Here is a 22,372-nt window from a genome sequence, read left to right on the forward strand (position 1 = left end):
CTATGCCCGTTTCCCTACCAGACCAGCTCAACCTGTGGCCTACCGTTGGAGGTTTTCTCCACCGTGCGTCCGGACGTATCGATATTGCAGTGGATACGCTGCCGGAAAGCCGAGAAGCTTTCGAAGGTCACCACATCCACGGGATCGTCGAGATGCAGGGTCAGCCGGTAGCGTTCCGGGTCGCCGCCTATCGTTTTCACGCCCAGAACGGAGGCTACGAAGGGCTGGCCTAGATAGAGGCCTTCCACCCGCGAACCAAGAAGATAGGGATTGAATGCGGGACGGTTTCCCGCCGTGGCATGCAGGGTGTTCCAGTCGCGGAAGCCATATTGCGCGGCGATGAGTTCCAGTGCCTTTGAATGGGTGATTGCCTGCCCCTGCCCTTCAAGGGCGGCGCGCAGCCGTTTTGCCTGCTCTTTCAGTCCCTCAAGCGCGGGAAGCGGTTTGGACACGTTCATAACGGTTCTCCAACATGCGCATGCCGTATTTTTCCGAAGGGGTCCGCGTTGCCATCGACGACATGCAAAACATGGGGATGACCGTTATTCCAAAAAGAGCTTCACCAAGGGCGTAAACGCCTGCGGACGGCCGGGGCTCTTCTGCCCGTGGCCGTCCATATAGCTTAGAAAGCGCCGCCCGTCAAAGGCAGCGACGGCGCGAGGCCAAGGGGTCAGAAGCGATAGGTGATACCCGCACCGATCAACCAGGGATCGAGTTTCGCTTTGCCGCTGATTGACGTGCCGCCAAGTTCTGCGGTCCAGTCGGTCTTCAGGAAAATCTTCTTCACGTCGAAATTCACGCCCCAATGTTCGTCCAGCATATAGTCGAAACCCACCTGCACGGCCGCGCCGAACTTGTTCTTGACATCAAGATTGCTGAAGCCGGGTTTTTCGGACTGGTTGTAGAACATCGAATAGTTCACGCCCGCGCCGATATAGGGCTTGAAGGCGCCGAAATCAGTAAAGTGATATTGCAGGGTCAGCGTCGGCGGCAGCAACCATGTCTTGCCCACCTGCGTGCCGGCCAGCACACCCTCGCCGTTGATCTTGGCGTATGTGGTACCGAGGATGAGTTCGGCAGCGATATTCGGGGTGAAGAAATAGCTGATGTCGAGTTCAGGAATAACCGTATCCGAATAGGAGAGACCCGCACCAGGCACACCGTCAACGCTGCCGCTGTCATGGGTGATGACCCCGAGACCACGCACGCGCAGCATCCATGGGCTCGCCGCCGCAATCGCATCTTCAGCGGTGGGGGCTGGTGCCGGCGGGGCCAGATCTGCCGCCATCGCGTTGGCCGACATCAGCATCGCCGCGACGCTCACCGTCACACTGGCAAGCAAGGCGGTTTTTTTCTTCCTGTTCGTCATTCCATCTCTCCTATCGCGCGCCGCAGCCGGGCAAGCCCGGGAAACCGGCTGATGGCGGCGGGCCTTCGCGAATCCTCGCTTGCCGCAGCCGCTACGGCCACTATCGCCAAGGGAGAGGTGAGCGGATTGAGATGGATCAAACCGAAAGGCGAACGATAAGCCAGGGCAGCTAGCCGGCGCTTGGTGTGACAAATACGCAACGGATAGCCATGACAACGGTCAAAATAGCGGGCCCGGCAGTCGGAAGTTGGCCTGTTTCACAAGCTCTCTTTTGCAATCTCAGGCGGCCTGCGGTGCCAAAGTCGCGGAACCCGGCTTTTTGAGAAGCAGCACCGAGACAGCAGCGATCATGCACATCACGCCGGCAATCTGCAGTGCGGGCATGTATGTGTCGAAGTCGCTCTTGAAGAAACCTGCGCCAAAGGCAGCGGTGGCGGCCCCCAACTGATGCCCCGCAAACACCCAGCCGAAAACCAGGCCCGCTTTTTCGCGGCCGAAACTCTCAGCGGCAAGCTTCACCGTTGGTGGCACGGTTGCCACCCAGTCCAGCCCGTAAAACACGGCGAAGACCGAAAGCTCCACGAAGCTGAAGCCCGAGAAGGAGAGATAGATCAGGGACAGCCCGCGCAGACCGTAAAACCAGAAGAGCAGGAAGCGGTTGTCGAAACGGTCGGAAAGCCAGCCGGCGAAGATGGTGCCGAAGAAATCGAAAATGCCGATCACAGCCAGCGTGCCGGCCGCCGTGACCGCCGCCATACCGAAATCACCGCAAATGGAAATCCAGTGTGTCTGGATAAGGCCGTTGGTGGAAAGTCCACAGACGAAGAACGTTCCGAAAAGCACCCAGAAAACCGGGTTTCCGGACACGCTCTTCAACGTCAGTATCGGGGATGCCAGTGTTGCAAGAAACTTGTGGTCCTGCTTCGGCGGTTTTACCACCACCGTCTCGCCATAGGCTGGCAGGCCGACATCGGCGGGATGGTCACGCATCAAGAGCAGCACGAGAATCATGGCGATAGCAATCACCGCAACGGATAGCGTCAGCGCGGTGCGCCAGCCATAGGCCTCCGTCAGTGCCGCGAGCAAAGGCAGAAATACCAGCTGGCCGGTGGCGTTACTGGCCGTCATCAGGCCGATCACCAGTCCCCGGCGCTTCGAAAACCAGCGCGACGCCACGGTCGCGCCCAGCACCAGTGCCGTCATGCCGGTGCCAACACCGATCACCACGCCCCATAGCAGCAACAGCTGCCACACCTCAGTCATTAAGAAAGAGGCGACGATGCCGCCCATGATCAGCGCAAGGGCCGTCGACACGACCTGGCGAATACCGAAATGGTTCATGAAGGCAGCGGCAAAGGGCCCGAGCAGGCCGAAGAGCACCAGCCTGACCGCCATGGCAGATGAAATATCGGCAATATCCCAGCCGAACTCCTGATGCAGCGGCTGGATCATCACCCCGGCCGATCCCATCGCGCCGGCGGTTGCCAGCATCGTCAAAAAGGTAGTTGCGGCAACAAGCCAGCCATAATGTATGTTTCTGTTGGCCATCCAGCTGGCAAGGCGTGTGGAGAGCATGTTCGAAATCCCTTTCCAGCGGCCAGCGGCCGAAATTTTACGGGTATATACCCTATATTGCGGGCAGATACCCGTTTTATCATCAAAAAAATTACAGGGCTGCGAGTAGTTCCTGCAATTGAGCGGTTTTTTCCGGGCCAAGCCTGGCCTCGATTTCGTCCTGTACTCCGTCCCAGAGGGGCGCGCCTGTTTTCAGGATCTCCTGCCCCTGCTCCGTCACAGTCAGCATCGCTTCGCGCTGATCCTCGCCATGGCCGATGGCCACCAGCCCCATGCGGGCTAGCACCTTGGTATTGCGGCCAACGGTCGAGCGGTCCAGCTCCACCCGCGCGGCGAGATCGGTGAGCGACACCGGCGCCATGCGGTTGATGTTCCGCAACAGGCTGAACTGGCCGATATTGACGCCAAGCGGCGCCAGCGCCTCATCGTAATAGGACGAGACCTTTCGGGATGCTCTTCGCAGCAGAATGCAGTGACAACTATCTTTTGGCATTTGTCTCGGGTATATACCCGCAAAATGCTGAATGCAAGAGGCACTATAAGATCACGCAGGGACAATGACCGACTACAGCGCCGCGGCACTTCAGAAACGCAGCCGGAGAAGACCGTAGACCGCCAGAACCGCACAAACAGCGGCTCCAATCAGATAGGGCATATGCAGCGCCTCGATGCGGCCGAAGGCCGGTTCGGCAATGGTGACCAGAACGCCAGCGGCAAATGCGCCGAACGACATCGCACCCCAACCGAAAAACCGATAGACGGAATTGACGCGTCCAAGCAACTCGTCCGGAATGAGCCGTTGCCTGTAGCTCACGGTCACCACATTCCACAACATACCCGCCGCAGCCTCGAGAAACAGGCCGACTGCTACCAGTGGCGCGGAACTCGAAAGGCCGAGCACCAGATTGAACAGCGCAAATGTGCATAGCGCCAGAACGAGGCTTGTCCTCGCGCCCAGTCTACGGGCGAACCACGGCGAGGCCAGCCCGCCAAGAACACCGCCAACCGCGCCGCATGTCAACAACACGCCATAGGCTATCGCGGAAAGATCGAGCACCTCCTGCGCGTAGAGAACGAGGACCGTCATTCCCCCAACGAATATGGCGTTGACTGCCCCCAGCATGATGGCAAGCCGCAGGATCATCGTATTGCGCCGCATCCAGCCAAGCCCCTCTCGCAATGCGGGCCAGAAAGAGACTATGCCGGACGGTTTGCGTGGCGGCAGCACGATAAGCCAGACCAATGCCGCCGAAACCGCGTAAAAACTGGCATCCAGACCAAAGGGAATGGAAATGCCTGCGGCAATCAGCAAGCCTGCCAGTGGCGGGCCGATGAATTGGCCAGTGACCTGTTCGGCGCTCCACATCTGACCATTGGCATGTTCGAGATCGCTCGGTGCGACAAGTGAAGGCAATATCGTCTGGGCTGCATTGTCCCGCACGACCTCAGCGCAACCGAGAAGGAAAGCGATTACCGCTAGTGAAAAAATAGCCGCCGATCCCGATTCTGCCGGGGACGGCAGGTTTGCAGTGGTGGAGATCATGCCGACCGCGCAGATCATCAGCGCCAGCCGAACCACATCGGCCCGCACTATAAGCAGGCGCCGGTCACTTCGATCCGTCCAGACACCGACGGGAAGCGCGAACAGCAGCCAGGGCATCCGTTGCGCCACCGCAATCATAGAGATCAAGAGCGGATCGCTGGTCAGCAGGGTTGCAAGCCAAGGTATCGCCACCATCGAAATGCCATCGGCAAGATTGGATACGGCGCTCGCGGAAAACAGAAGACGGTAGTCACGGTTCGTTCTGAGTAGAGCTGCCTGCATAGCTGATCTCCGCTTTTGAAATCACGCGGGTGCAGACATATCCGATGCAATGTCCAAAAAAGCCAAATGCAACTTTGTCGCCGCCCGAACCGGTATCACGTCCGAACCCGCAGCTTTGCATAAAAGAACATTTTGCAGCAATCCAATTTCAGCCGGATCAACCCCGGCCGTTCAGCCGGGGCATTAGATACGGATATCGTCTCAGGCAGAGAGCCTGCGGCCGCTTGCGACCAGCATACCAGCCGCACCTTCCAGCCAGCCGGCTTTGAGTTCAAGCGCCAGAAAACGGCTGCGCTCGAACGGGCCGGGCATGATCAGGTGCTGGGCCTTATCGGCAAAAAAGCCGAAGCGCTCATAATAGGCGGCGTCGCCGACCAGAAGAATGCCGCCATGGCCACGTTTGGTTGCCTCGGAGATTGCTGCACGCATCAGCGCCGAACCGATGCCCTTGCCTTCATGGGCAGCATCAACCGCAAGCGGGCCAAGCAACAGCGCTTCGACAGCGCGGCCTTCGCGCGAAATACCAGCTTCGACATTCCACAGGCGCACCGTGCCGATAACATGGCCGTCCTCGTCACGGGCGACGAGCGCCAGACCTTCCGCTGGCACTCGGCCGGCGCGCAGCTTTTCGGAAGACTTGCGGCGGCGGCCAGCGCCCATGGCGCGGTCAAGCAGGTTTTCACGGGCAACGACATCGCCCGGATTTTCCTGATCGACATGAAATGTCTGCGGGGTGAAAAATGCACGTACCGAATTCAGAAGAGCGGCCATCTCTCGGCCCTCCATCACACAACCGCCCACACGCGGCCCTTGATCAAAAATGGTGGAGCCGTTCCGGCCCGCCGACACGCTTTCCTCGGCTGGAAGAGGAGCAGCAAGCAGGGATTTGCGCAACAGCACAATCGGCAAAGCCGGAACGGAAGCTTGTTCGAGACGCCGCCTTACTCAGCGGGCGGCGTTCGGATCAGATGACGTAGGCTTTCAGCGGCTCGAAACCGTTGAAGGCAACCGCCGAATAGGTCGTCGTATAGGCACCTGCGCCTTCGATCAGAACCTCGTCGCCGATGGTCAGAGAGACCGGCAACGGGTACATGTTCTTTTCGTACAGCACGTCGGCGCTGTCGCAGGTCGGACCGGCCAGAACGCAAGGCTCCATCTCGTCCTGATCGCGCTCGGTGCGGATCGGGTAGCGGATAGCCTCATCCATCGTCTCGGCGAGACCGCCGAACTTGCCGATGTCGAGGAACACCCAGCGATGGTTGTCGTTGTCGGACTTGCGCGACACGAGAACAACTTCCGCCTTGATGACGCCAGCGTTACCCACCATGCCACGGCCCGGCTCAATGATCGTCTTCGGGATCTGGTTGCCGAAGTGCTTGCGCAGCGCCGTGTCGATAGCCTGGCCGTATTCTTCGGCAGCAGGAACGTCGCGCAGGTACTTGGTCGGGAAACCACCGCCCATATTGACCATCTGCAGGTGAATACCCTGCTTGGACAGCGAAGCGAAAACGCGCTTGGCATCGCCCAGCGCTGCATCCCATGCGTCGAGATTCATCATCTGCGAACCGACATGGAAGGAAACGCCGTAGGATTCGAGGCCCAGCTGATGTGCGTAGACCAAAACATCAACAGCCATCTGCGGTACGCAACCGAACTTGCGCGACAGCGGCCATTCGGCACCTTCACCGTCCGTCAGCACGCGGCAGAACACGCGCGCGCCAGGAGCGGCACGGGCAACCTTCTCGACTTCCTCATGGCTGTCGACGGCGAAGAGATCGATGCCGAGCGCGTAAGCGCGGGCGACATCGCGTTCCTTCTTGATGGTGTTGCCGAACGAGATCCGGTCGGACGTTGCACCTGCATCAAGCGCCATCTGGATTTCAGCCACTGAGGCGCAATCGAAGTTCGAGCCGAGCGAAGCAAGCAGCTTCAGGATTTCGGGAGCCGGGTTTGCCTTGACCGCATAGTAGATCGCGCTGTTCGGCAGGGAATGCCGGAACGCGTTGAAATTGTCGCGCACGACGTCGAGGTCGACGACGAGGCAAGGGCCTTCGGGACGTCGGGTCTTGATGAAATCGAGAATGCGTGCAGTCGTCATCGATATATTCCCTATAAAACCGGCTCCGGAAAATCCGGAGGACAAAGGACGCTCGAGATATGCATACGAATCAGCCGGTGGAGGCGCAGAATCGATAGCATACGCTCAAGGCGCAAATATGAATGACGCCCTGCCAGAGCATCATTCGGCTTTGTCTGCCATCGATTGGAGGGAATGACCCGACCGCACTTCAGGCAATGATGGTGTGCCTCTTCAGTACCCCGGCTGATGGAAAGCCGGCAGAGAACCAGAAAGGCCCGCACCGTCGTTGCTTCATATGTCCTCGCATTTCCCGGTTGGCCGGAATAGCGACTGGAGGGGTTAGTTCCAGGTACCTTACCGAACTCCTCACCACATCGAGGACTCGGCGGACACACATGGGCACGTGCGACTTTGGGCAGCACGGGAGATAAGAATATTCGCCGTCATAATCAAGAGGATTTTTTCACCATATAGCGGATTTTTTCGGCAACCATTTTACGGGTTGAACAGTCACGCCTCAGCGTTCAATTATATGGAACGAACCGGAGGATTTTTATGGACACTCTCACCCGCATCCGCGCCTTTATCGACGTTGTCGAAGCGGAGGGTTTTTCCGCCGCTGCCCGCAAGACCGGGCGTTCCAAGGCGCTTTTGTCCAAATATGTCCGGGAACTGGAAGATGATCTCGGTGCACTGCTTCTCAACCGCACCACCCGGCAATTCTCGCTGACGGAGGCCGGCCATACATATTACCGCACCGCCTCCGACATTTTGAAGGAGATCGACAACCTCGCCGATCTGGTGCGCGAGAAGAATGCCGATCTGAAGGGCAAGCTTAGAATATCCGTTCCGCGCACCTTCATCGACGCCGATGTTGGCCAGAGCCTCATCGATTTCGCCAAGGAAAATCCGGAACTGTCGCTGGAAATCGTCGCCGATGACCGATTCGTGGATCTGATCGAGGAAGGGTTCGACCTTGCGATTCGCATAACGCGTCTGGAAGATTCAGGCCTCATCGCCCGCAAGATCTCCGATTTCCGGGTCTATGCAGTAGCAACGGCGGATTTTGTCGCCAGACACGGCCCGCTCAATGGTCCGCAGGACTTTTCCCGCGTGCCCTTCATCATCGACACCAACACCCGCTTCCACAACACCGTGCGTTATCTTGAAGCGGATGGCGGCTCGAACTCCGTTACCATCAGTGGACCGATCGAGGTGAACAGCCCGCAGGCGACACTGCGCGCCGCCCGCGCAGGGCTTGGCATCGCCATGGTGCCGGACTTCATTGCAAGACCCTTCATCCAGTCCGGCGAGCTTGTGACCCTGTTCGACGACTATATTTCAAAAGACCGCGGCATATATGCCGTCTACCCCCACCGCCGTTACCTTCCCGCCAAAGTGCGCAGCTTCGTGGATTATCTCTCGGCGTGGTTCAGGAAAAATGGATGAAGAGCGGGGGAGCGGTATAGTTTCCGCCGACCTTCCCCTCGTCATGCCGTATTTAATCCGGCATCGAGCCGCGGCGCGCCCGCGCTATGAAGGACTCTATCGCGATCAACGACCTGATCGCGCTGCACCCCGAATCTGGTCCGGGGTGCAGGAGTGCGGATGCAACGCCTGCCTTTCAGCGGGCGTTGCTTAGCCGGAAACGGCTTATCAGAACGGCGAATCCGGGAAGTAGAACTGCTTGGCATTGTCCTTGGTGATGAGCGTAGCGTCGAGAATATACTCGCCAGCAACAGGCACCTGATCGTAAAAATGACCTGCCGTAAGCTGCATGGCGGTCGCCACCATCGCCGGCGGATAGAGCACGTCGACCGGAATTAGCTTGTCGCCGTCCATTACGCGCTTGATCATGTCCTTGGAACCGGCGCCAGCAACGATATACTTGATATCGGTGCGTTTCGCCTGCTGGATTGCCTCCAGCACGCCAACCGCCATGTCGTCGTCCTGACACCAGACCACGTCGATCTTCTTGTATTTGGTCAGGTAGTCCTGCATCACGCGGAAGGCGTCGTCGCGGTTCCAGTTGCCGTACTGGCGGTCGAGAACCTTGACGCTGGAGCCGGCAATACCCTTGTCGAAACCATCCTGGCGCTGTTGGTCGATCGGGATCGGCAGACCGCGAATGACCACCACTTCCGCATCAGGCGTGGTTTTCTTGATGTATTCGCCTGCCACTTGTCCGAGTGCCGGATTGTTACCCGCAACGTAGAGATCGCGGATCGAATTGTCGTTGACGCTCGGCGCGCGGTCGACGAGCGCGACAAAGGTGCCCTTGTCCTTGATCTCCTTGATGGCGTTGACGAGCGGATCGGGATCAGACGGCAGCACGACCAGTGCGTCCAGCCCCTGCACGGCAAGATCCTGAAGCGCGTTTGCCTGGTTGGCGGCATCCGGCGAGGTCTTGACGATGACGTTCAGACCTGGGTGCTCCTTCATCAGAAGCTTTGCCACCCGTTCGGCATGGTAAACGACGCCCGCCGTCCAGCCGTGGTCGGCCGCCGGAATGGATACCCCGATCGTTACCTTCTTCTCCTGCGCATGGGCAGAACCCGCAAGAACGGCAGCCAGCGCGACAAATGCCACGCCGATGAATTTTCTACGCATAGTCTCTTTCCTCCCAAGACCGGGGCGTTCCTCCTGTTTAAACCGCGCATGCCCCAGATTGCGCGGCCAGATGTCTCATCGATCGTCCGGCTATCTGCGGCTGAGCGAACGCTGCACCAGCATGGCGATGATGATGATCGCGCCCTGAATGGCACCGATCAGATATTCGCTGACGAAGTTCGACAGGATCATGATGTTGCCAACGATTTCCAGAATGAAGGCGCCGCAAATCGTACCCCAGATGCGGCCCACACCACCCCGTAGCGCCGTGCCGCCGACGACGACGGCGGTGATTGCCTGCAACTCCCACAACATGCCTGTAGTGGCCGAAGTGGAGGCAAGACGCGGCACGTAAAGCAGGACGGCAACGGCGACGCAAAGCCCCTGAACCACATAGGCAATCGTGCGGACGCGAACGACCGAGATACCGGAGTAACGCGCCACATCCTCGCTGGAACCTACCGCCGTCAGATGCCTGCCGTAACGAGTACGGTAAAGCACGAAAGCGGCGATGGCGGCAGTGACGAAGATGACGATGACCGGCACCGGCACACCGATCACATTCCCGAAATAGACCGGGCGATAAAGCGTCTGGATTTCCGGGTTGCGCAGCGTGATCGCGCCACCCTGCGACAGCCAGGTGGTCAGCCCACGATAAATGCCCATGGTGCCAAGCGTGGCGATGAAGGGCTCGATGCGGCCGATGGTGGTGATGAGGCCGTTTGCAAGCCCGCAAGCGGCGCCGATGGCGATGGCCAGCGCCATGGCGGCCAGTAGCATCACCAGCGGATTGGCAATAACGCCACTGTTCATGAACAGGATCATCAGGCTGGCAACGAAAGCCACCATCGCGCCGACGGAGAGATCAAGTCCGCCGGATGTGATGACATAGGTGGCGCCGAGCGCAATGATGGCGATGAAGGCGCTGCGGGTAACCACGTTCAGCAGATTGTCGATACCGATGAAATTCGGATTGGCGACGGCGCCGAGAACCAGCAGCAAAGCCAGCGCCACAAAGGGCGCAACGGCGCGCAGGTCCCAGTCTTTCGAGGTCTTCGGCGTTTTGCCGTTATCAAGTGCGGCCTCAGTCATAGTTCCCCTCAATTGTCTTTTCTTCAGGCCAATCTGCCGGGACATCAGCCCTCAGGCAAATTCCTGCGTGTGCACGCCAGTCGCGAGTGCCACGATATCGTTTTCGGTCATGCGTTCCCCCGTCACCTCGCCGACGATCCTGCCGGAGCGCATTACAAGGACGCGGTCGCAGATGCCGATCAGTTCCGGCATCTCCGAGGACACGACGATGATCGACCTGCCCTCGTCTGCGAGCTTTGCTATGAAACGGTAGATCTGTTCCTTGGTGCCGATATCGATGCCGCGTGTTGGCTCGTCGATGATGACGATCGATGGATCGAGCAGCATCATCTTGGCGAGCAGCAGCTTTTGCTGGTTACCGCCGGACAGCTGGCCCGCGAGCAAGTCCTTACTTCCCGTGCGAATATCGAAATCACGCACCGCATCATCGAGCGCTGCCTTCTCTCGACGGATATCGATCTGGAACAGGCGGCTGAATTTCCTCAGCGAGGCGAGTGTGAGATTGACCCGCAAATCCTTCGTCAGCAGCAATCCCTTGCCCTTCCGATCCTCGCTCAGATAAACGATACCGGCCTTCAGACTGTCTTCCGCCTTTGCAAAATGCACAGGCTTTCCGAGATGGCGGATCGTCCCCCGCCCTGGACGCAGGCCAAGCACGCCCTCCATAAGCTCCGTTCTGCCCGCGCCGACGAGACCAGCAAAACCGAGGATTTCGCCCTTTCGCAGGCTGAAACCGGCATCCTGCGCATAGCCGGGAACGGTGAAATGCTCCACCTGCAAGACAGGCTCGTGCTCGCCGCCGGCGTTCCTGTCCGGATAGAGCTTGGCGACATCGCGTCCCACCATCAACCGCGCCATATCGGCGGGCTCAAGCGCCGATATCGGGTGGGAGCCGACCAACCTGCCATCGCGCAGAACGGTCACACGGTCGGCAATCTCCTTCACCTCCGGCAGGCGGTGCGAAATATAGAGCACGGCCACGCCCTTTGCCCTTATGTCCCTGATAACGTTCAACAGCGCATCGGTTTCAATGGGCGTGAGGCTTGCGGTCGGCTCGTCGAAAATGACGACGCGATGCGGCACGAGCAGAACGCGGGCTATCTGCACCAGCTGGCGCTGGGCAATCGACAGGCTGCCGACGACGGCATCGGGATCGATCGTACCGCCGAGATCGGCGATAGCCCTCAGGGCGCCGGCACGCATGGCGCGGTCGTCCATCATCGGGCCTTTGCACAATTCGCGGCCCAGATAGATGTTCTGAGCCACCGTCAGATCCGGGGCCAGCAATATTTCCTGATGCACGAGAACGATGCCGCGATGTTCGGCGTCGACAGGTCCGCTCAACGTAACTGCCTCGCCATCGATCCTGATTTCCCCACTCGAAGGCTTCTCATTGCCCGCAAGCAGTTTCATCAACGTCGATTTACCAGCGCCGTTCTCGCCAATGATGGCGTGAACTTCACCGGCGCGCACGGCAATCTCTATATCCTTCAGAACCTGGACGGGACCGAAAGACTTGGACAACCCGACAGTCCGTATAAGGACCTGATCTGGAGATTCCTCAGCAAAAGCCATGTGTCGTCACCGGTACACGGTGCGAATGAACGGATCTTGCCCCTCGATTTTACTTGAAATCATCATGCACGAACTCCTCCCAAAGCTCTTGGGAAGAAGCTAACGTCCGTTTTGAGGTACGTAAAGCAAATTTCGCTGGTCTTTTAGAATACACTCAAATTTGACCAGGACGACGGCGCCTAAAGGCCAAAAAACAGGCCGCCATGGTCCCGCAGAGCGTTGGAAATCCTCAGTGAGGCAAGGCACCCACGGGATGCCTGTGGCTAGAGAAGGCGCTTCAGGGAGCTGGCTTCCGGTTGCGGGGAGGCCTTCGTTGTATCGCTGTTGTCGGCAGACCTGTTGCGCATCGCGGCGTAATAGGCGTTTTTCTGCTCGTACATATGCATGTCTGCACGGCGCACCAGCGATTCCATCGTCTCGCCGGCCTCGCTGGTTGCCACGCCCAGCGAAAGACTAAGCGGCGCATTGGAGTAGAACTGGTTGTTGATCTTCAGCAGTTCGTAAATGGTATCCACCATCGCCGCGGCGATCTGCTTGTCTGCGCCGGGCAAAAGGATGGCGAATTCATCACCGCCAATGCGCGCCGCATGGTTTGGCGCAGTAACGACACCGTTCAGGACTTCGCCAAGGCGCCGCAACAGCGCGTCGCCTGCGTCGTGCCCTAGCTTGTCATTGGCGTCCTTGAGGCCATTGAGATCGATGACGATGGCCGAAACGGGCCGGATCGTGCTGCGTTCCAGCCTGTTCATTTCGTCCGAATAGAAGGCGCGATTGTGCAGCTTGGTCAGCACATCGTGCTTGCCGAGATATTCGAGATAGGCTTCCGCCTTTTTCCGCGCCGTAATATCAGTCAGCGCCACCTGCACCAGTGACCAGTCGCGTTCGTGGCCCGGAAAAACGGAGAAATGCAGCAGCACGTGCCGCTCTGAACCATCCAGCGCGTAGTTCACCACTTCGCGATGATGGTTAAGATTGCCGTTCCACAGCTCCATCAGCTGTTCGCGGAAGGGCTTTTCCATTTCACCCCGGAAAATATCGCCAAGCCGCTGCAACAGAACCTGGCGGTCCGGCGCACAAAACAGGTCAAGTGTTGCCCGGTTGACGTCGATCACGCGGATTTCGCTCATGCATTGGCGCACGAATTCGGGATGCACATCCATGAACACCCGGAAGTCGATGATGCCGCGTTCCCTGACCTCCTCGATCAGACGCCGAACCCGGCTGAAATCCTCCACCCACAGGGAAACGGGCGAATGTTGGAACATGCCTTCAGCATAACGGCGGTTGAAAAGCTCCTTGCGGCGAGCCTCCTCACGTTCCGTCACATCCTCTGTGGTCAGCAGCAACCGCCCGAGTGTCTGTTCGTAGCCGGGTATGACCGCACCGCGCAGCTGGATATCCAGCCGCTTTCCGCCAATCGAGTAATTGACGGCGTTGCTGATGAATTCTGTTTTTCCAGCCCAAAGCTCGGAAAGCTCGTTCACATGGCTTTCAAGCATGTCATCGCGGAAAATCCGGTGCAGATTATCGATCAGATGCGCCTTGTCCCGCGCTTCGAACAGTTCAAGTGTCTTGGCATTAACCTGAACGACGCGGATTTTTTGCGAGCACGCCGCCACCCGCGACAGATCTTCCAGCAAAAACGCCCGGATATCCTCGACGCCCTGCGCCCGCCAGATATCGAACTGGCTTTTCACCTCGCTGAAATCCTCGATCCACATCGCCACAGGGGCAAGATTGAAGATATTGGTATCGATCGTTTCAATCATACGGGCAGTCTTCTTCAGGATAATAAGGGCGGATGCCGAATGCCGAAATCGTGCGAGACAGCGATGACTGACCGCATATCTGGATTTATTAGGGATATTCGATCCAACGCAAGCCTTTATCGCGCAAGCCAACGGATTGCGCGATAAATCTCGGTTTCGCCAAGATTCCGCCCGTTACCAGAGCTTCACGTGGCGGTTCACATCCTTGTAGAGCAGGTAGCGGAAACGGCCCGGCCCGCCTGCATAGCAAGCCTGCGGGCAAAAAGCGCGCAGCCACATGAAATCACCCGCCTGCACTTCCACCCAATCCTCGTTCAGCCGGTAAACCGCCTTGCCTTCCAGCACGTAAAGGCCGTGCTCCATGACATGGGTTTCCATGAAAGGAATGGTAGCGCCCGGCTCCAGGCTGACGATGTTGAGGTGCATGTCGTAACGCACGTCGTCGGGATCGATAAACCGGGTAGTCGCCCATTTGCCGTTCGTATCGGGCATCGCCGACAGAGCGTGTTCATCTTCATGCGTGAAGATAGCCGGCGGCAGCTCCAGCCCGTCCACCGCCTGAAACGCCTTGCGGACCCAGTGGAACTTGACCGGTGCCGTGCCGGAATTGCGCAGCTGCCAGCGCGAGCCGGCGGGCAGGAAGGCGAAGGAGCCGGTCCGCAATGCATGCTGCACGCCCTCAAACTCCACGGTCATTTCACCATCAACGACAAAGATCGCCGCTTGCGCCCTTGCGTCCGGCTCCGGCCGCTCGCTGCCGCCGCCGGGCTGCACTTCAACGATATATTGCGCAAAAGTCTCGGAAAAACCGGTCATCGGCCGGGCGATGATCCAGGCCCGGGTCCCTGTCCAGTGCGGGAGCACGCTCGTCACGATATCGGACATGACGGTTTTGGGGATGACCGCATAGGCAGTCTTGAAAACAGCCTTGCTCGACAGCAGTTCCGTCTGCCCCGGCAGACCGCCCATATCCGAATAATATTTCTTCATTTCAGCCATTCCATTCTGCAACGCATTTCGCGCGAATTCTTAGGCCTGTAGCGACGTTTAATCAAATAATTATTGGCGTGCACAAGCCTTGCCGCCCGCATGGTAAAATGCGGGCGGCCTATTTCGCGCGGACATGCGAAATGAGGTTGGGCTCAGGCCTTTTTGCGCATCGTGGCATAGACGATATTGTGGTTTTCGCCGAAAAATACCTCCGCCTCGATACTTGCGGGATCGGCGCTGGCGTTGACGATCCGCCACATATCCGCCTTCGAACGCAACAGCAGCGCCCAGTTCATGAAGGTCTCCATGTAGCCATCGACCACAATGTCTTCGGAGAAGTTGGCGAAGAGGAACATTCCGCCGGGCTTCAGCATCTCCATGCAGCGCCGCGTGAGCTTGATCGCCACCTTGTCGTTCAGGTAATCGTAAAGACCGGCGGCATATACCAGATCGAATTTGCCGAGCTCATGCGAACGCAGGACGATGTCACGCACCGAACCGTCAATCGCCTCGATGCAGCTGCCGTTGAAATCGCGGGCAACGGAACCGACACTCAGGGGATCTTGATCGAGCGCCACCCAGCGCCGGATCTTGCCCTCTTTCAAGGCCACGGATGCATCCGCCTCGCGCAGATGTCCCGATGCAATGGTGAGGATTTCCGTTTCGCTTCCATGCCGGGCCGCAGCCTCGTCAACAAACCGGGTCAGCAAATCCCGCCGCTCGCGGACAGCGACCGAGGAACTGGCGTCCTTCGTATAATTGTAGAGAGCCGCGCCAAGCGGCGTTGCGTTCTTCACCTTATCGGCAACGCTGTCGTGACCGTAGATGAAGTCGAGAAGCTGCGCATCGCCCGAATAGCCCCGCGGCTTTTCGAACGACCAGCGCGTGAAGGGATCTTCCAGAAAATAGTCCGACACGGAGTGATTCTGCACCAGGGGAATCAGTTCAGCCCACACGCTTGAGTGGAGCTTTTCGCGCAGGCCATGCAGTGCGCCTGCCGTTCGATGTATTATCTCATGTGCTGAAACACCATTTTCGAACTGCTGTTGTGCCAATTCGAGAATGATCGCGATCTCTGCTTTCGCAACTGCGAAATGCTCATCGAACGCTTCCGTTTTCCGTGCAAAAATCTCTTTTGCGACAGTATCAGGAGTGATCAGACTTGCCCCGTCCAGATTTCTTTTCTTTACCTGCCTCACTTCAGCCTCCAGTATTAACACATTGTTAACTATACGTTTCTGGCAGACGGAAGGCCACTCGCTTTCGATTTTTGAGCAGTGTAGGGATACATTAGTTTATTAGCGTATTTTTTTGGTCACACTCGTGGACCGGAGGAGAAAGCGGATACGCGATTTAGTGAAACTTAATGTTGCGAGCGTATGATGCGCTCTTGCTTTTCATGTTTCCGCCCGCATGGAGAGAAATCGGCAGGAAATCGCGCTTAGCGTGAAAGTACACGCAAAGGTCGAATAAGCAGTTACTTGATAAAGTATACGCAACACTATGGGAAAGTGCATGAAGCACACGTTAGGCGAGGTGAGTGGACAGCAAGAATATCGGCGGCCGGACGCCCGGTTTTCTGATGAACTTCTTGCCCTTTACCAGCAGGAAGGTGAGCGTAGCCGCCGGGGTTCGATCAGGCGGGGCCTGTGGACGGCTGTTTTCATCTATCTGCTATTTGCCATTACCGACATCATTCTGGTGCCCGACGTCGCCTTTTACACCATAATCGCAAGAGTTATCGTCGTCCTGACGTCCCTGCTGACGCTCGAAATTCAATTGCGCATGGGCGCGAGCACCGCCGCACTTGACCTCACCTGCGCCACTGCGCTCGTCATGGGCTATATTGGCTGGCTTGTGCCCTCGCTCTTGACCGACAATCTCGAAAACATGTCCTATTACATGGTTTTCGGGGCGATCTTCATGATGGGCGCCAATCTGTTTTTCACCTTCCGCTTCCATCTTTCGCTCGTGTCATCGGGCATCATTCTCGTCACCTACTTTCTGGCGGCGACGCAGTTTCCCGAAGATGCGTTCTACAAGCTCGCTTTCGGCACCTTCTATATCTCCTGCTTCGTCTTCACCTCTTACGTGAACTGGAACCTGAACCGGGAACGCTACCACGTCTTTCTCAACGCACTGGAGGCCAAGGCCCAGCAGAAAGCGGCCGACGAGCGCGGGCAGGCGCTGTTGCGGCTTTCAAATACCGATTCCCTGACAGGCCTGCAGAACCGCCGCGCCATCGACCAGCATCTGCGCCTGTTGTGGGACAATTGGAGCAAGAAGGGGGAAGGTTTCGCCGTCTTTCTGATCGACGTGGATTTCTTCAAGAAATACAATGATCGCTACGGCCACCAGGAAGGCGACAAGTGCCTCGTGACAGTGGGCAACGCCCTGCAGGACGCGATCATCGACCATGGCGCCTCCATCGGCCGTTATGGCGGTGAGGAGTTCATCGTACTCGCTCCGTTCAAGTCCAGACAGCAGGTGGGTGAGCTTGCCGAAACCATCCGCCACACCGTCGAAGACCTGTCGCTTTCGCACGATCAGCGCCGGGACGGAACCTTCATCGTCACCGTCAGCATTGGCGCGTCTTTCACCCGTCCCAATCCGGATGGCAAGCTCGAAAAGATCATCAACGAGGCGGACCGGGCGCTTTATATTGCCAAGGCCAATGGCCGCAATTGCATGAAGCTGTTCGATCCGGACGATCCGCAGACCAGCGACGAAACCGAAAATATCGCCGCACTTCTGAAAATCGCTGTCGCGGAAAACCTCGTTTCTCTCGTTTATCAGCCGATCCTCAACATATCGACCAACGAGACGGCGGGAGCCGAAGCGTTGATGCGGCTTCGCCTGCTCGACGGTGGCTCCGTTTCGCCCGGCACCTTTATCCCGATTGCCGAACGCACCGGCACGATAATGGAGCTCGGTCTCTGGACCATAAAGACCGCCTGCCGGCAGATACTGGCCGATGACAAGGTATCGGTGGTCAGCGTCAACGTATCGCCGATGCAGCTGAAGAACCCTGGTTTTGCCACTTCGGTCGCAGCGATCCTCGTTGAGGCGGGGATTGCCGGCGGCAGGCTGGCCTTCGAGATCACCGAGGGTCTAGATATGGAGATGCATTCGGATGTATTACGCTGTCTGAACGATCTGAAGACGCTCGGCATCAATATATGGCTGGATGATTTCGGAACCGGATTTGCGGGCCTTTCCTGGCTGCGGATGACGGATTTCGATACCGTAAAGATTGACCGCTCCTTCCTGCATGACAGCAAGACACCCCGCGGCCGGGCGATGTTGCAGGACATGATCCGTCTCATCCGCAATCGCGGCCACAAGATCCTGATCGAAGGCGTGGAGACGGAAGAGCAGCTGAGGCTCGTGCGCCAGCTAGAGATCGATTATGCGCAGGGTTATTATATCGGACGCCCGGTCGTCGCCGAAAGGCTGAACGTGGCGACTACCCCCTACCCGCAGCCCAAAATGTTACAGCGCCCCGCCTGACGATGCGATGGCGGCGGCAAGCGCCGTCACCGACACGCCCCGTCTTAGTGATATGCGGGCGGAATGATCGAGAATTTTGCCGCAAGTTCCGAAAACGCAGCACGCGTGACGGGATCGACAGGTGCGCCTTCCCTCTCCCGCTTTGCCGCTACCGCCCATTCCCGATCGCCCGGCGCCATGACCTTGCAGTCCTCCCGCGCTGGCGATCCCCGCAGTACCTCGAGATAGCGTTTCATGCCCTCGTCGAACACTTCGCGTTCAAGAAAGGCTTCCGGCTTCAACGCCAGGACGAAGGCCCCAAGCCCGCGCGGCTTGGAAAAATCTGGCCCCGACATTGGGGCGATATCGAAACTGAGCTTCATGCCGCTGAGAACGGCGCTAAAGATTTCCACCATTCCCGCAAGCGCCGCTCCCTTGAAACCAAAGGCACCGCCCAGCGGAGCCAGCATTTCAACGGCATTGGGGTTCTGCGTGTCGATACCGTCGCCATCAGACGCAACTCCTTCCGGCAATTGTTGTTCCAGGCTGCGGTAAAGCAGAACCCGGTTATAGGGCACGGCGCTGGTGGCCATGTCCAGAAGCCAGGGCATGTCATCGGCTGCCGGCACGCCGACTGCAATGGGGTTGGTGCCGTGGAAACGCATCGCGCCGTCATGCAGGCGCACGAAACTGTCGGAGTTGCAAAAGGCAATGCCGATATAACCCTGCCGCGCCGCTTCCAGCACGTAAGCGCCGGCCGGGCCGAAATGCGAGGAATTCCTGATCGCAACGGCGCCGATGCCGAATTTCCCAGCAAGCGCCATGGCGCTGTCCATGGCCGCATAGGTAGCGCGGGCGCCATGGGCATGGTCGGCATCGATCGTCTCCACCGCGCCGAAACCGGACACGCGGCTGATCTGCGGCCGCGGATTGAGACGCCCGCCTTCAAGTCCTGCGATGTAGTGAGCAAGAAGCCGAACGCCGTGGCTGTCTACGCCCAGCCGTGTGCCATGCATCATGGCGCGGGTCGCCGCATCGGCGGTTTCATCATCGGTGCCGACAGCCAGGAAAACGGAACGGCAAAACCGCTCCAGTTCATCCAGCCTTGCGAGGACGGTGACATTTTCATTGCTGTGCGACATCAGGGGAACCTCCCGATTCCAGAATCCATGCCGCACAAGCTAGTCACGGGGCGCGTTTTTGCAATCGAATATCGCGCCCCGAATGGATCAATCAGTCGTCGCCGCCAATCGCCTCGTAGGTGTCGCGCTCACCGGCGATGATGGCGCGCTTGCCGACATGGTTGGCGGGACCGACAATGCCTTCCTGCTCCATACGCTCGACCAGGGAGGCGGCACGATTGTATCCGATCGACAGGCGGCGCTGGATATAGGAGGTGGAGCATTTCTTGTCGCGCATCACCACCTTAACGGCCTTTTCATAGAGATCGTCGCTATCGTCGTCGCCCATCGATGTCTTGTCGAAGACCGCCGTTTCCTCTTCCGCCTCGTCGTCAGCCTCGTCGGCGTCTTCCGTAACGGTGCCGAGATATTCAGGCCGACCTTGGGTCTTCAGATGCGCCACGACCTTTTCCACTTCCTCGTCCGACACGAACGGACCGTGGACACGGGAGATGCGGCCGCCACCCATCATGTGCAGCATGTCGCCCTGGCCGAGCAGATGTTCGGCGCCCTGTTCGCCAAGGATGGTGCGGCTGTCGATCTTCGAGGTCACCTGGAAGGAAATGCGGGTGGGGAAGTTGGCCTTGATCGTGCCGGTGATGACATCGACCGAGGGGCGTTGGGTGGCCATGATGAGATGGATACCGGCAGCGCGCGCCATCTGCGCCAAGCGCTGGATCGCGCCTTCGATCTCCTTGCCTGCGACCATCATCAGGTCGGCCATCTCGTCGACGATGACGACGATATAGGGCATGGCGGTGAGGTCCATTTCCTCCTGCTCGTAGACAGCTTCGCCGGTTGCGCGGTCGAAGCCGGTCTGCACGTTGCAGAACACCGTCTCCCCTTTGGCGCGGGCGGCAGCGGCCCTTGCGTTGTAACCGTCGATATTGCGCACACCGAGACGCGACATCTTGCGATAGCGGTCTTCCATTTCGCGTACGGCCCATTTCAGTGCCATGACCGCCTTCTTCGGATCGGTGACGACCGGGGTCAGAAGATGCGGAATGCCGTCATAGACCGAAAGCTCGAGCATCTTGGGATCGACCATGATCAGCCGGCATTCCTCCGGCTTCAACCGGTAGAGCAGCGACAGGATCATGGTGTTGATGGCGACCGACTTGCCCGAACCGGTGGTACCGGCAACGAGCAGATGCGGCATCTTCGCCAGTTCGGCGATGACAGGTTCGCCGCCAATGGTCTTGCCAAGGCAAAGGGCTAGCTTCTGGCGGGTCTCGCTGTAATCGGTCGCTTCGATAAGCTCGCGCAGATAGACCGTCTCGCGCACCGGATTGGGAAGCTCGATACCGATGACATTGCGGCCGGGCACGACGGCGACACGCGCCGAGAGTGCCGACATCGAGCGGGCGATATCGTCCGACAGGCCGATAACGCGCGAGGACTTCACGCCGGGCGCGGGCTCGAATTCGTAAAGCGTCACAACTGGGCCGGGGCGCACATCGATGATCTCGCCCTTGATGCCGAAATCCTCCAGCACGCTTTCCAGCAGACCGGCGCTTTGCTCGAGCGCCTCTGGCGTCATGGTCGTGGTCTGCTGGACGCGGGCCTGCTGCAGAAGATCGATGGAGGGGTATTCATATTCGCCGTCTGCAAAGACCGGCGCTTCCCGGAACATCGGCTGCGAGGCCTGGATGGGCGCGCGGGGCGTGAAACGCGGCTCGGCAAGGACTCTTTCCGCCAGCTGAACCTGCTCAACAGGTCTCTGCGGCTCAGCAACTGCGACCGTCTCCACGACCGGCTGCGGAACGATCTCTGGTTCAACGACCTGAGTTGGGGCTGGAATTGCAGGATGATGCACGCCGATTTCGCGGTAAAGCCTGATCGCTGAACCACCCGGAATCCTGATGACGGGCGGTACGGCCGAAAGCCGGATTGCCGGTGCGACCGGAGATGCGGATGCCAGCGTCGGGGCAATCGCAGGCGCCGTCAGCAACGGGTTTGCGAGAACGGTGCGCGCAGATGCGGGAAGGCCTTCGCCGGCGTCATCCGGCAGATCGAGCGTCATCACTTCCCAGAAAAGCTCATCCGGCAGATGGGCGGCAAAGGCGGGAATGGATGCCTGCGGCGTTGCAACCTGTTCAACAGATGCAACCGACGCGGCGGGCAGCGGCTGAACAGGTGAATCGTTTCCCGGTACCGGCGCTTCGAAGACGGCGGCTGCGTCAACCGGCTGAGGCGGCATCAGCGCTGCTGCAGCGGCTTCTTCCGCCTGTTTGCGCGCAAGCTCCAGTCGTAATTTGTAGGTCAGCGCCCTTGCGCCCCGCGCATCCGGCGGCTGCGGCAGAAACGGCATGCGTGGCGGCTGAATGCGCGGCTCCGGCGACTTTACCACCGTCGCAAGTGCAGGCTCCTGTACAGTAGCCTCCGGCTGCACGACCATCTCAGGCTCGGCAGTTTCAGACAGGATGTCGGTGGGTGCCTCCTCTTCCGCAAGATGCGGCGTCTCGACCGGCATGCGCCGGCTAAAGGCGCTTTCCGGCGTGCGGGTGAAACGCACATTCGGGCCAAGCACGAAAGCATTCTGCCAGCCCGGCATTTCAGCGCGGCCTTCGATGGCGTCCGCAGCGCTGACATCGGCATTCGGCCGGGGCACAACACCCGCCTTCATTGCCGCGGCCTGGTCCTGACCGGCAACGGCCTTGCCGCCGGCATGACGAGCCTTATCGCTCCCCTCCCCTACGCTATTGGACGAATTCTGGAATCTGGATCGGGAGAAGCTCATGGCAGCGTGCACACTCATCATAAACGTACATATTTCGGTCTCCCTGAAATAGAAAATAAAGGTTAATTACCCCTTTC

At 58.7% G+C, this 22,372-nt stretch carries 17 protein-coding genes; 2 read left to right on the forward strand and 15 right to left on the reverse strand.

What is annotated here, in order from left to right; genetic code table 11:
* Nucleotides 1-14 precede the first annotated feature (14 nt).
* The 7 genes from RBH71_RS05130 to odc2 all read right to left on the reverse strand — a co-directional run bounded on the left by RBH71_RS05130 (nucleotide 15) and on the right by odc2 (nucleotide 6,867).
* Nucleotides 15-458 (reverse strand): glyoxalase superfamily protein, encoded by a 444-nt coding sequence (locus tag RBH71_RS05130; RefSeq protein WP_111802560.1) that lies wholly within the window; start codon nucleotides 456-458, stop codon nucleotides 15-17.
* Between the two features lie 212 nt (nucleotides 459-670).
* Nucleotides 671-1,369 carry an OmpW family protein gene (locus RBH71_RS05135; protein WP_323687189.1) on the reverse strand — a complete coding sequence of 233 codons (699 nt, stop codon included), beginning with the start codon at nucleotides 1,367-1,369 and terminating at the stop codon, nucleotides 671-673.
* A gap of 279 nt (nucleotides 1,370-1,648) precedes the next feature.
* On the reverse strand, nucleotides 1,649-2,944 hold the full coding sequence (locus tag RBH71_RS05140; protein ID WP_111802562.1) for an MFS transporter: 1,296 nt from the start codon (nucleotides 2,942-2,944) through the stop codon (nucleotides 1,649-1,651).
* Between the two features lie 91 nt (nucleotides 2,945-3,035).
* Entirely contained in the window at nucleotides 3,036-3,437 is a 402-nt protein-coding gene (locus RBH71_RS05145) for a MarR family winged helix-turn-helix transcriptional regulator (protein ID WP_111802563.1), read from the reverse strand.
* Between the two features lie 90 nt (nucleotides 3,438-3,527).
* Nucleotides 3,528-4,769: an MFS transporter gene (locus tag RBH71_RS05150; RefSeq protein ID WP_323687190.1), complete on the reverse strand. Its 1,242-nt coding sequence runs from the start codon at nucleotides 4,767-4,769 to the stop codon at nucleotides 3,528-3,530.
* A gap of 201 nt (nucleotides 4,770-4,970) precedes the next feature.
* A complete protein-coding gene (locus tag RBH71_RS05155) occupies nucleotides 4,971-5,540 on the reverse strand; it encodes a GNAT family N-acetyltransferase (RefSeq protein WP_013761478.1) in 570 nt (189 codons plus the stop codon).
* A gap of 193 nt (nucleotides 5,541-5,733) precedes the next feature.
* Nucleotides 5,734-6,867: an ornithine/lysine decarboxylase gene (gene odc2 / locus RBH71_RS05160; RefSeq protein WP_003510663.1), complete on the reverse strand. Its 1,134-nt coding sequence runs from the start codon at nucleotides 6,865-6,867 to the stop codon at nucleotides 5,734-5,736.
* Nucleotides 6,868-7,404: 537 nt separating this feature from the next.
* Between odc2 and RBH71_RS05165 the strand changes: the two genes are divergently transcribed.
* The gene (locus RBH71_RS05165) at nucleotides 7,405-8,298 is read left to right on the forward strand and encodes a LysR family transcriptional regulator (RefSeq protein ID WP_003510664.1); all 894 of its coding nucleotides are present in this window, start codon (nucleotides 7,405-7,407) and stop codon (nucleotides 8,296-8,298) included.
* A gap of 207 nt (nucleotides 8,299-8,505) precedes the next feature.
* Here RBH71_RS05165 and RBH71_RS05170 read toward each other — a convergent pair whose 3' ends face one another.
* The 6 genes from RBH71_RS05170 to RBH71_RS05195 form a co-directional block, all read right to left on the reverse strand.
* Nucleotides 8,506-9,459, reverse strand: coding sequence for a substrate-binding domain-containing protein (locus RBH71_RS05170; RefSeq protein ID WP_003510665.1), 954 nt, complete (start codon nucleotides 9,457-9,459; stop codon nucleotides 8,506-8,508).
* Nucleotides 9,460-9,549: 90 nt separating this feature from the next.
* A complete protein-coding gene (locus RBH71_RS05175) occupies nucleotides 9,550-10,551 on the reverse strand; it encodes an ABC transporter permease (RefSeq protein WP_025595778.1) in 1,002 nt (333 codons plus the stop codon).
* Nucleotides 10,552-10,602: 51 nt separating this feature from the next.
* Nucleotides 10,603-12,126, reverse strand: coding sequence for a sugar ABC transporter ATP-binding protein (locus RBH71_RS05180; RefSeq protein WP_003510667.1), 1,524 nt, complete (start codon nucleotides 12,124-12,126; stop codon nucleotides 10,603-10,605).
* 263 nt (nucleotides 12,127-12,389) lie between these two features.
* Nucleotides 12,390-13,895 (reverse strand): sensor domain-containing diguanylate cyclase, encoded by a 1,506-nt coding sequence (locus RBH71_RS05185; protein ID WP_003510668.1) that lies wholly within the window; start codon nucleotides 13,893-13,895, stop codon nucleotides 12,390-12,392.
* A gap of 174 nt (nucleotides 13,896-14,069) precedes the next feature.
* A complete protein-coding gene (locus tag RBH71_RS05190) occupies nucleotides 14,070-14,894 on the reverse strand; it encodes a bifunctional allantoicase/(S)-ureidoglycine aminohydrolase (protein ID WP_111802565.1) in 825 nt (274 codons plus the stop codon).
* 143 nt (nucleotides 14,895-15,037) lie between these two features.
* On the reverse strand, nucleotides 15,038-16,084 hold the full coding sequence (locus RBH71_RS05195) for a class I SAM-dependent methyltransferase (protein WP_038493893.1): 1,047 nt from the start codon (nucleotides 16,082-16,084) through the stop codon (nucleotides 15,038-15,040).
* Nucleotides 16,085-16,400: 316 nt separating this feature from the next.
* Between RBH71_RS05195 and RBH71_RS05200 the strand changes: the two genes are divergently transcribed.
* Nucleotides 16,401-18,395, forward strand: a complete 1,995-nt coding sequence (locus RBH71_RS05200; RefSeq protein ID WP_013761485.1) for a putative bifunctional diguanylate cyclase/phosphodiesterase — start codon at nucleotides 16,401-16,403, stop codon at nucleotides 18,393-18,395.
* Between the two features lie 44 nt (nucleotides 18,396-18,439).
* Here RBH71_RS05200 and RBH71_RS05205 read toward each other — a convergent pair whose 3' ends face one another.
* Both RBH71_RS05205 and RBH71_RS05210 read right to left on the reverse strand, forming a co-directional pair.
* Nucleotides 18,440-19,516, reverse strand: a complete 1,077-nt coding sequence (locus RBH71_RS05205; RefSeq protein ID WP_003510674.1) for an Ldh family oxidoreductase — start codon at nucleotides 19,514-19,516, stop codon at nucleotides 18,440-18,442.
* A gap of 91 nt (nucleotides 19,517-19,607) precedes the next feature.
* Entirely contained in the window at nucleotides 19,608-22,316 is a 2,709-nt protein-coding gene (locus RBH71_RS05210) for a DNA translocase FtsK (protein ID WP_111802566.1), read from the reverse strand.
* Nucleotides 22,317-22,372: the final 56 nt, after the last annotated feature.

This window comes from Rhizobium sp. AN68 (assembly GCF_030758035.1).
Taxonomy (GTDB): Bacteria; Pseudomonadota; Alphaproteobacteria; order Rhizobiales; family Rhizobiaceae; genus Agrobacterium; species Agrobacterium tumefaciens.

What these genes read in the sequence shown, in the direction of transcription:
- RBH71_RS05130 (WP_111802560.1), bottom strand. Translation starts at nt 458, where the DNA reads ATGAACGTGTCCAAACCGCTTCCCGCGCTTGAGGGACTGAAAGAGCAG.
- RBH71_RS05135 (WP_323687189.1), bottom strand. Translation starts at nt 1,369, where the DNA reads ATGACGAACAGGAAGAAAAAAACCGCCTTGCTTGCCAGTGTGACGGTG.
- RBH71_RS05140 (WP_111802562.1), bottom strand. Translation starts at nt 2,944, where the DNA reads ATGCTCTCCACACGCCTTGCCAGCTGGATGGCCAACAGAAACATACAT.
- RBH71_RS05145 (WP_111802563.1), bottom strand. Translation starts at nt 3,437, where the DNA reads ATGCCAAAAGATAGTTGTCACTGCATTCTGCTGCGAAGAGCATCCCGA.
- RBH71_RS05150 (WP_323687190.1), bottom strand. Translation starts at nt 4,769, where the DNA reads ATGCAGGCAGCTCTACTCAGAACGAACCGTGACTACCGTCTTCTGTTT.
- RBH71_RS05155 (WP_013761478.1), bottom strand. Translation starts at nt 5,540, where the DNA reads ATGGCCGCTCTTCTGAATTCGGTACGTGCATTTTTCACCCCGCAGACA.
- odc2 (WP_003510663.1), bottom strand. Translation starts at nt 6,867, where the DNA reads ATGACGACTGCACGCATTCTCGATTTCATCAAGACCCGACGTCCCGAA.
- RBH71_RS05165 (WP_003510664.1), top strand. Translation starts at nt 7,405, where the DNA reads ATGGACACTCTCACCCGCATCCGCGCCTTTATCGACGTTGTCGAAGCG.
- RBH71_RS05170 (WP_003510665.1), bottom strand. Translation starts at nt 9,459, where the DNA reads ATGCGTAGAAAATTCATCGGCGTGGCATTTGTCGCGCTGGCTGCCGTT.
- RBH71_RS05175 (WP_025595778.1), bottom strand. Translation starts at nt 10,551, where the DNA reads ATGACTGAGGCCGCACTTGATAACGGCAAAACGCCGAAGACCTCGAAA.
- RBH71_RS05180 (WP_003510667.1), bottom strand. Translation starts at nt 12,126, where the DNA reads ATGGCTTTTGCTGAGGAATCTCCAGATCAGGTCCTTATACGGACTGTC.
- RBH71_RS05185 (WP_003510668.1), bottom strand. Translation starts at nt 13,895, where the DNA reads ATGATTGAAACGATCGATACCAATATCTTCAATCTTGCCCCTGTGGCG.
- RBH71_RS05190 (WP_111802565.1), bottom strand. Translation starts at nt 14,894, where the DNA reads ATGGCTGAAATGAAGAAATATTATTCGGATATGGGCGGTCTGCCGGGG.
- RBH71_RS05200 (WP_013761485.1), top strand. Translation starts at nt 16,401, where the DNA reads ATGAAGCACACGTTAGGCGAGGTGAGTGGACAGCAAGAATATCGGCGG.
- RBH71_RS05205 (WP_003510674.1), bottom strand. Translation starts at nt 19,516, where the DNA reads ATGTCGCACAGCAATGAAAATGTCACCGTCCTCGCAAGGCTGGATGAA.
- RBH71_RS05210 (WP_111802566.1), bottom strand. Translation starts at nt 22,316, where the DNA reads ATGATGAGTGTGCACGCTGCCATGAGCTTCTCCCGATCCAGATTCCAG.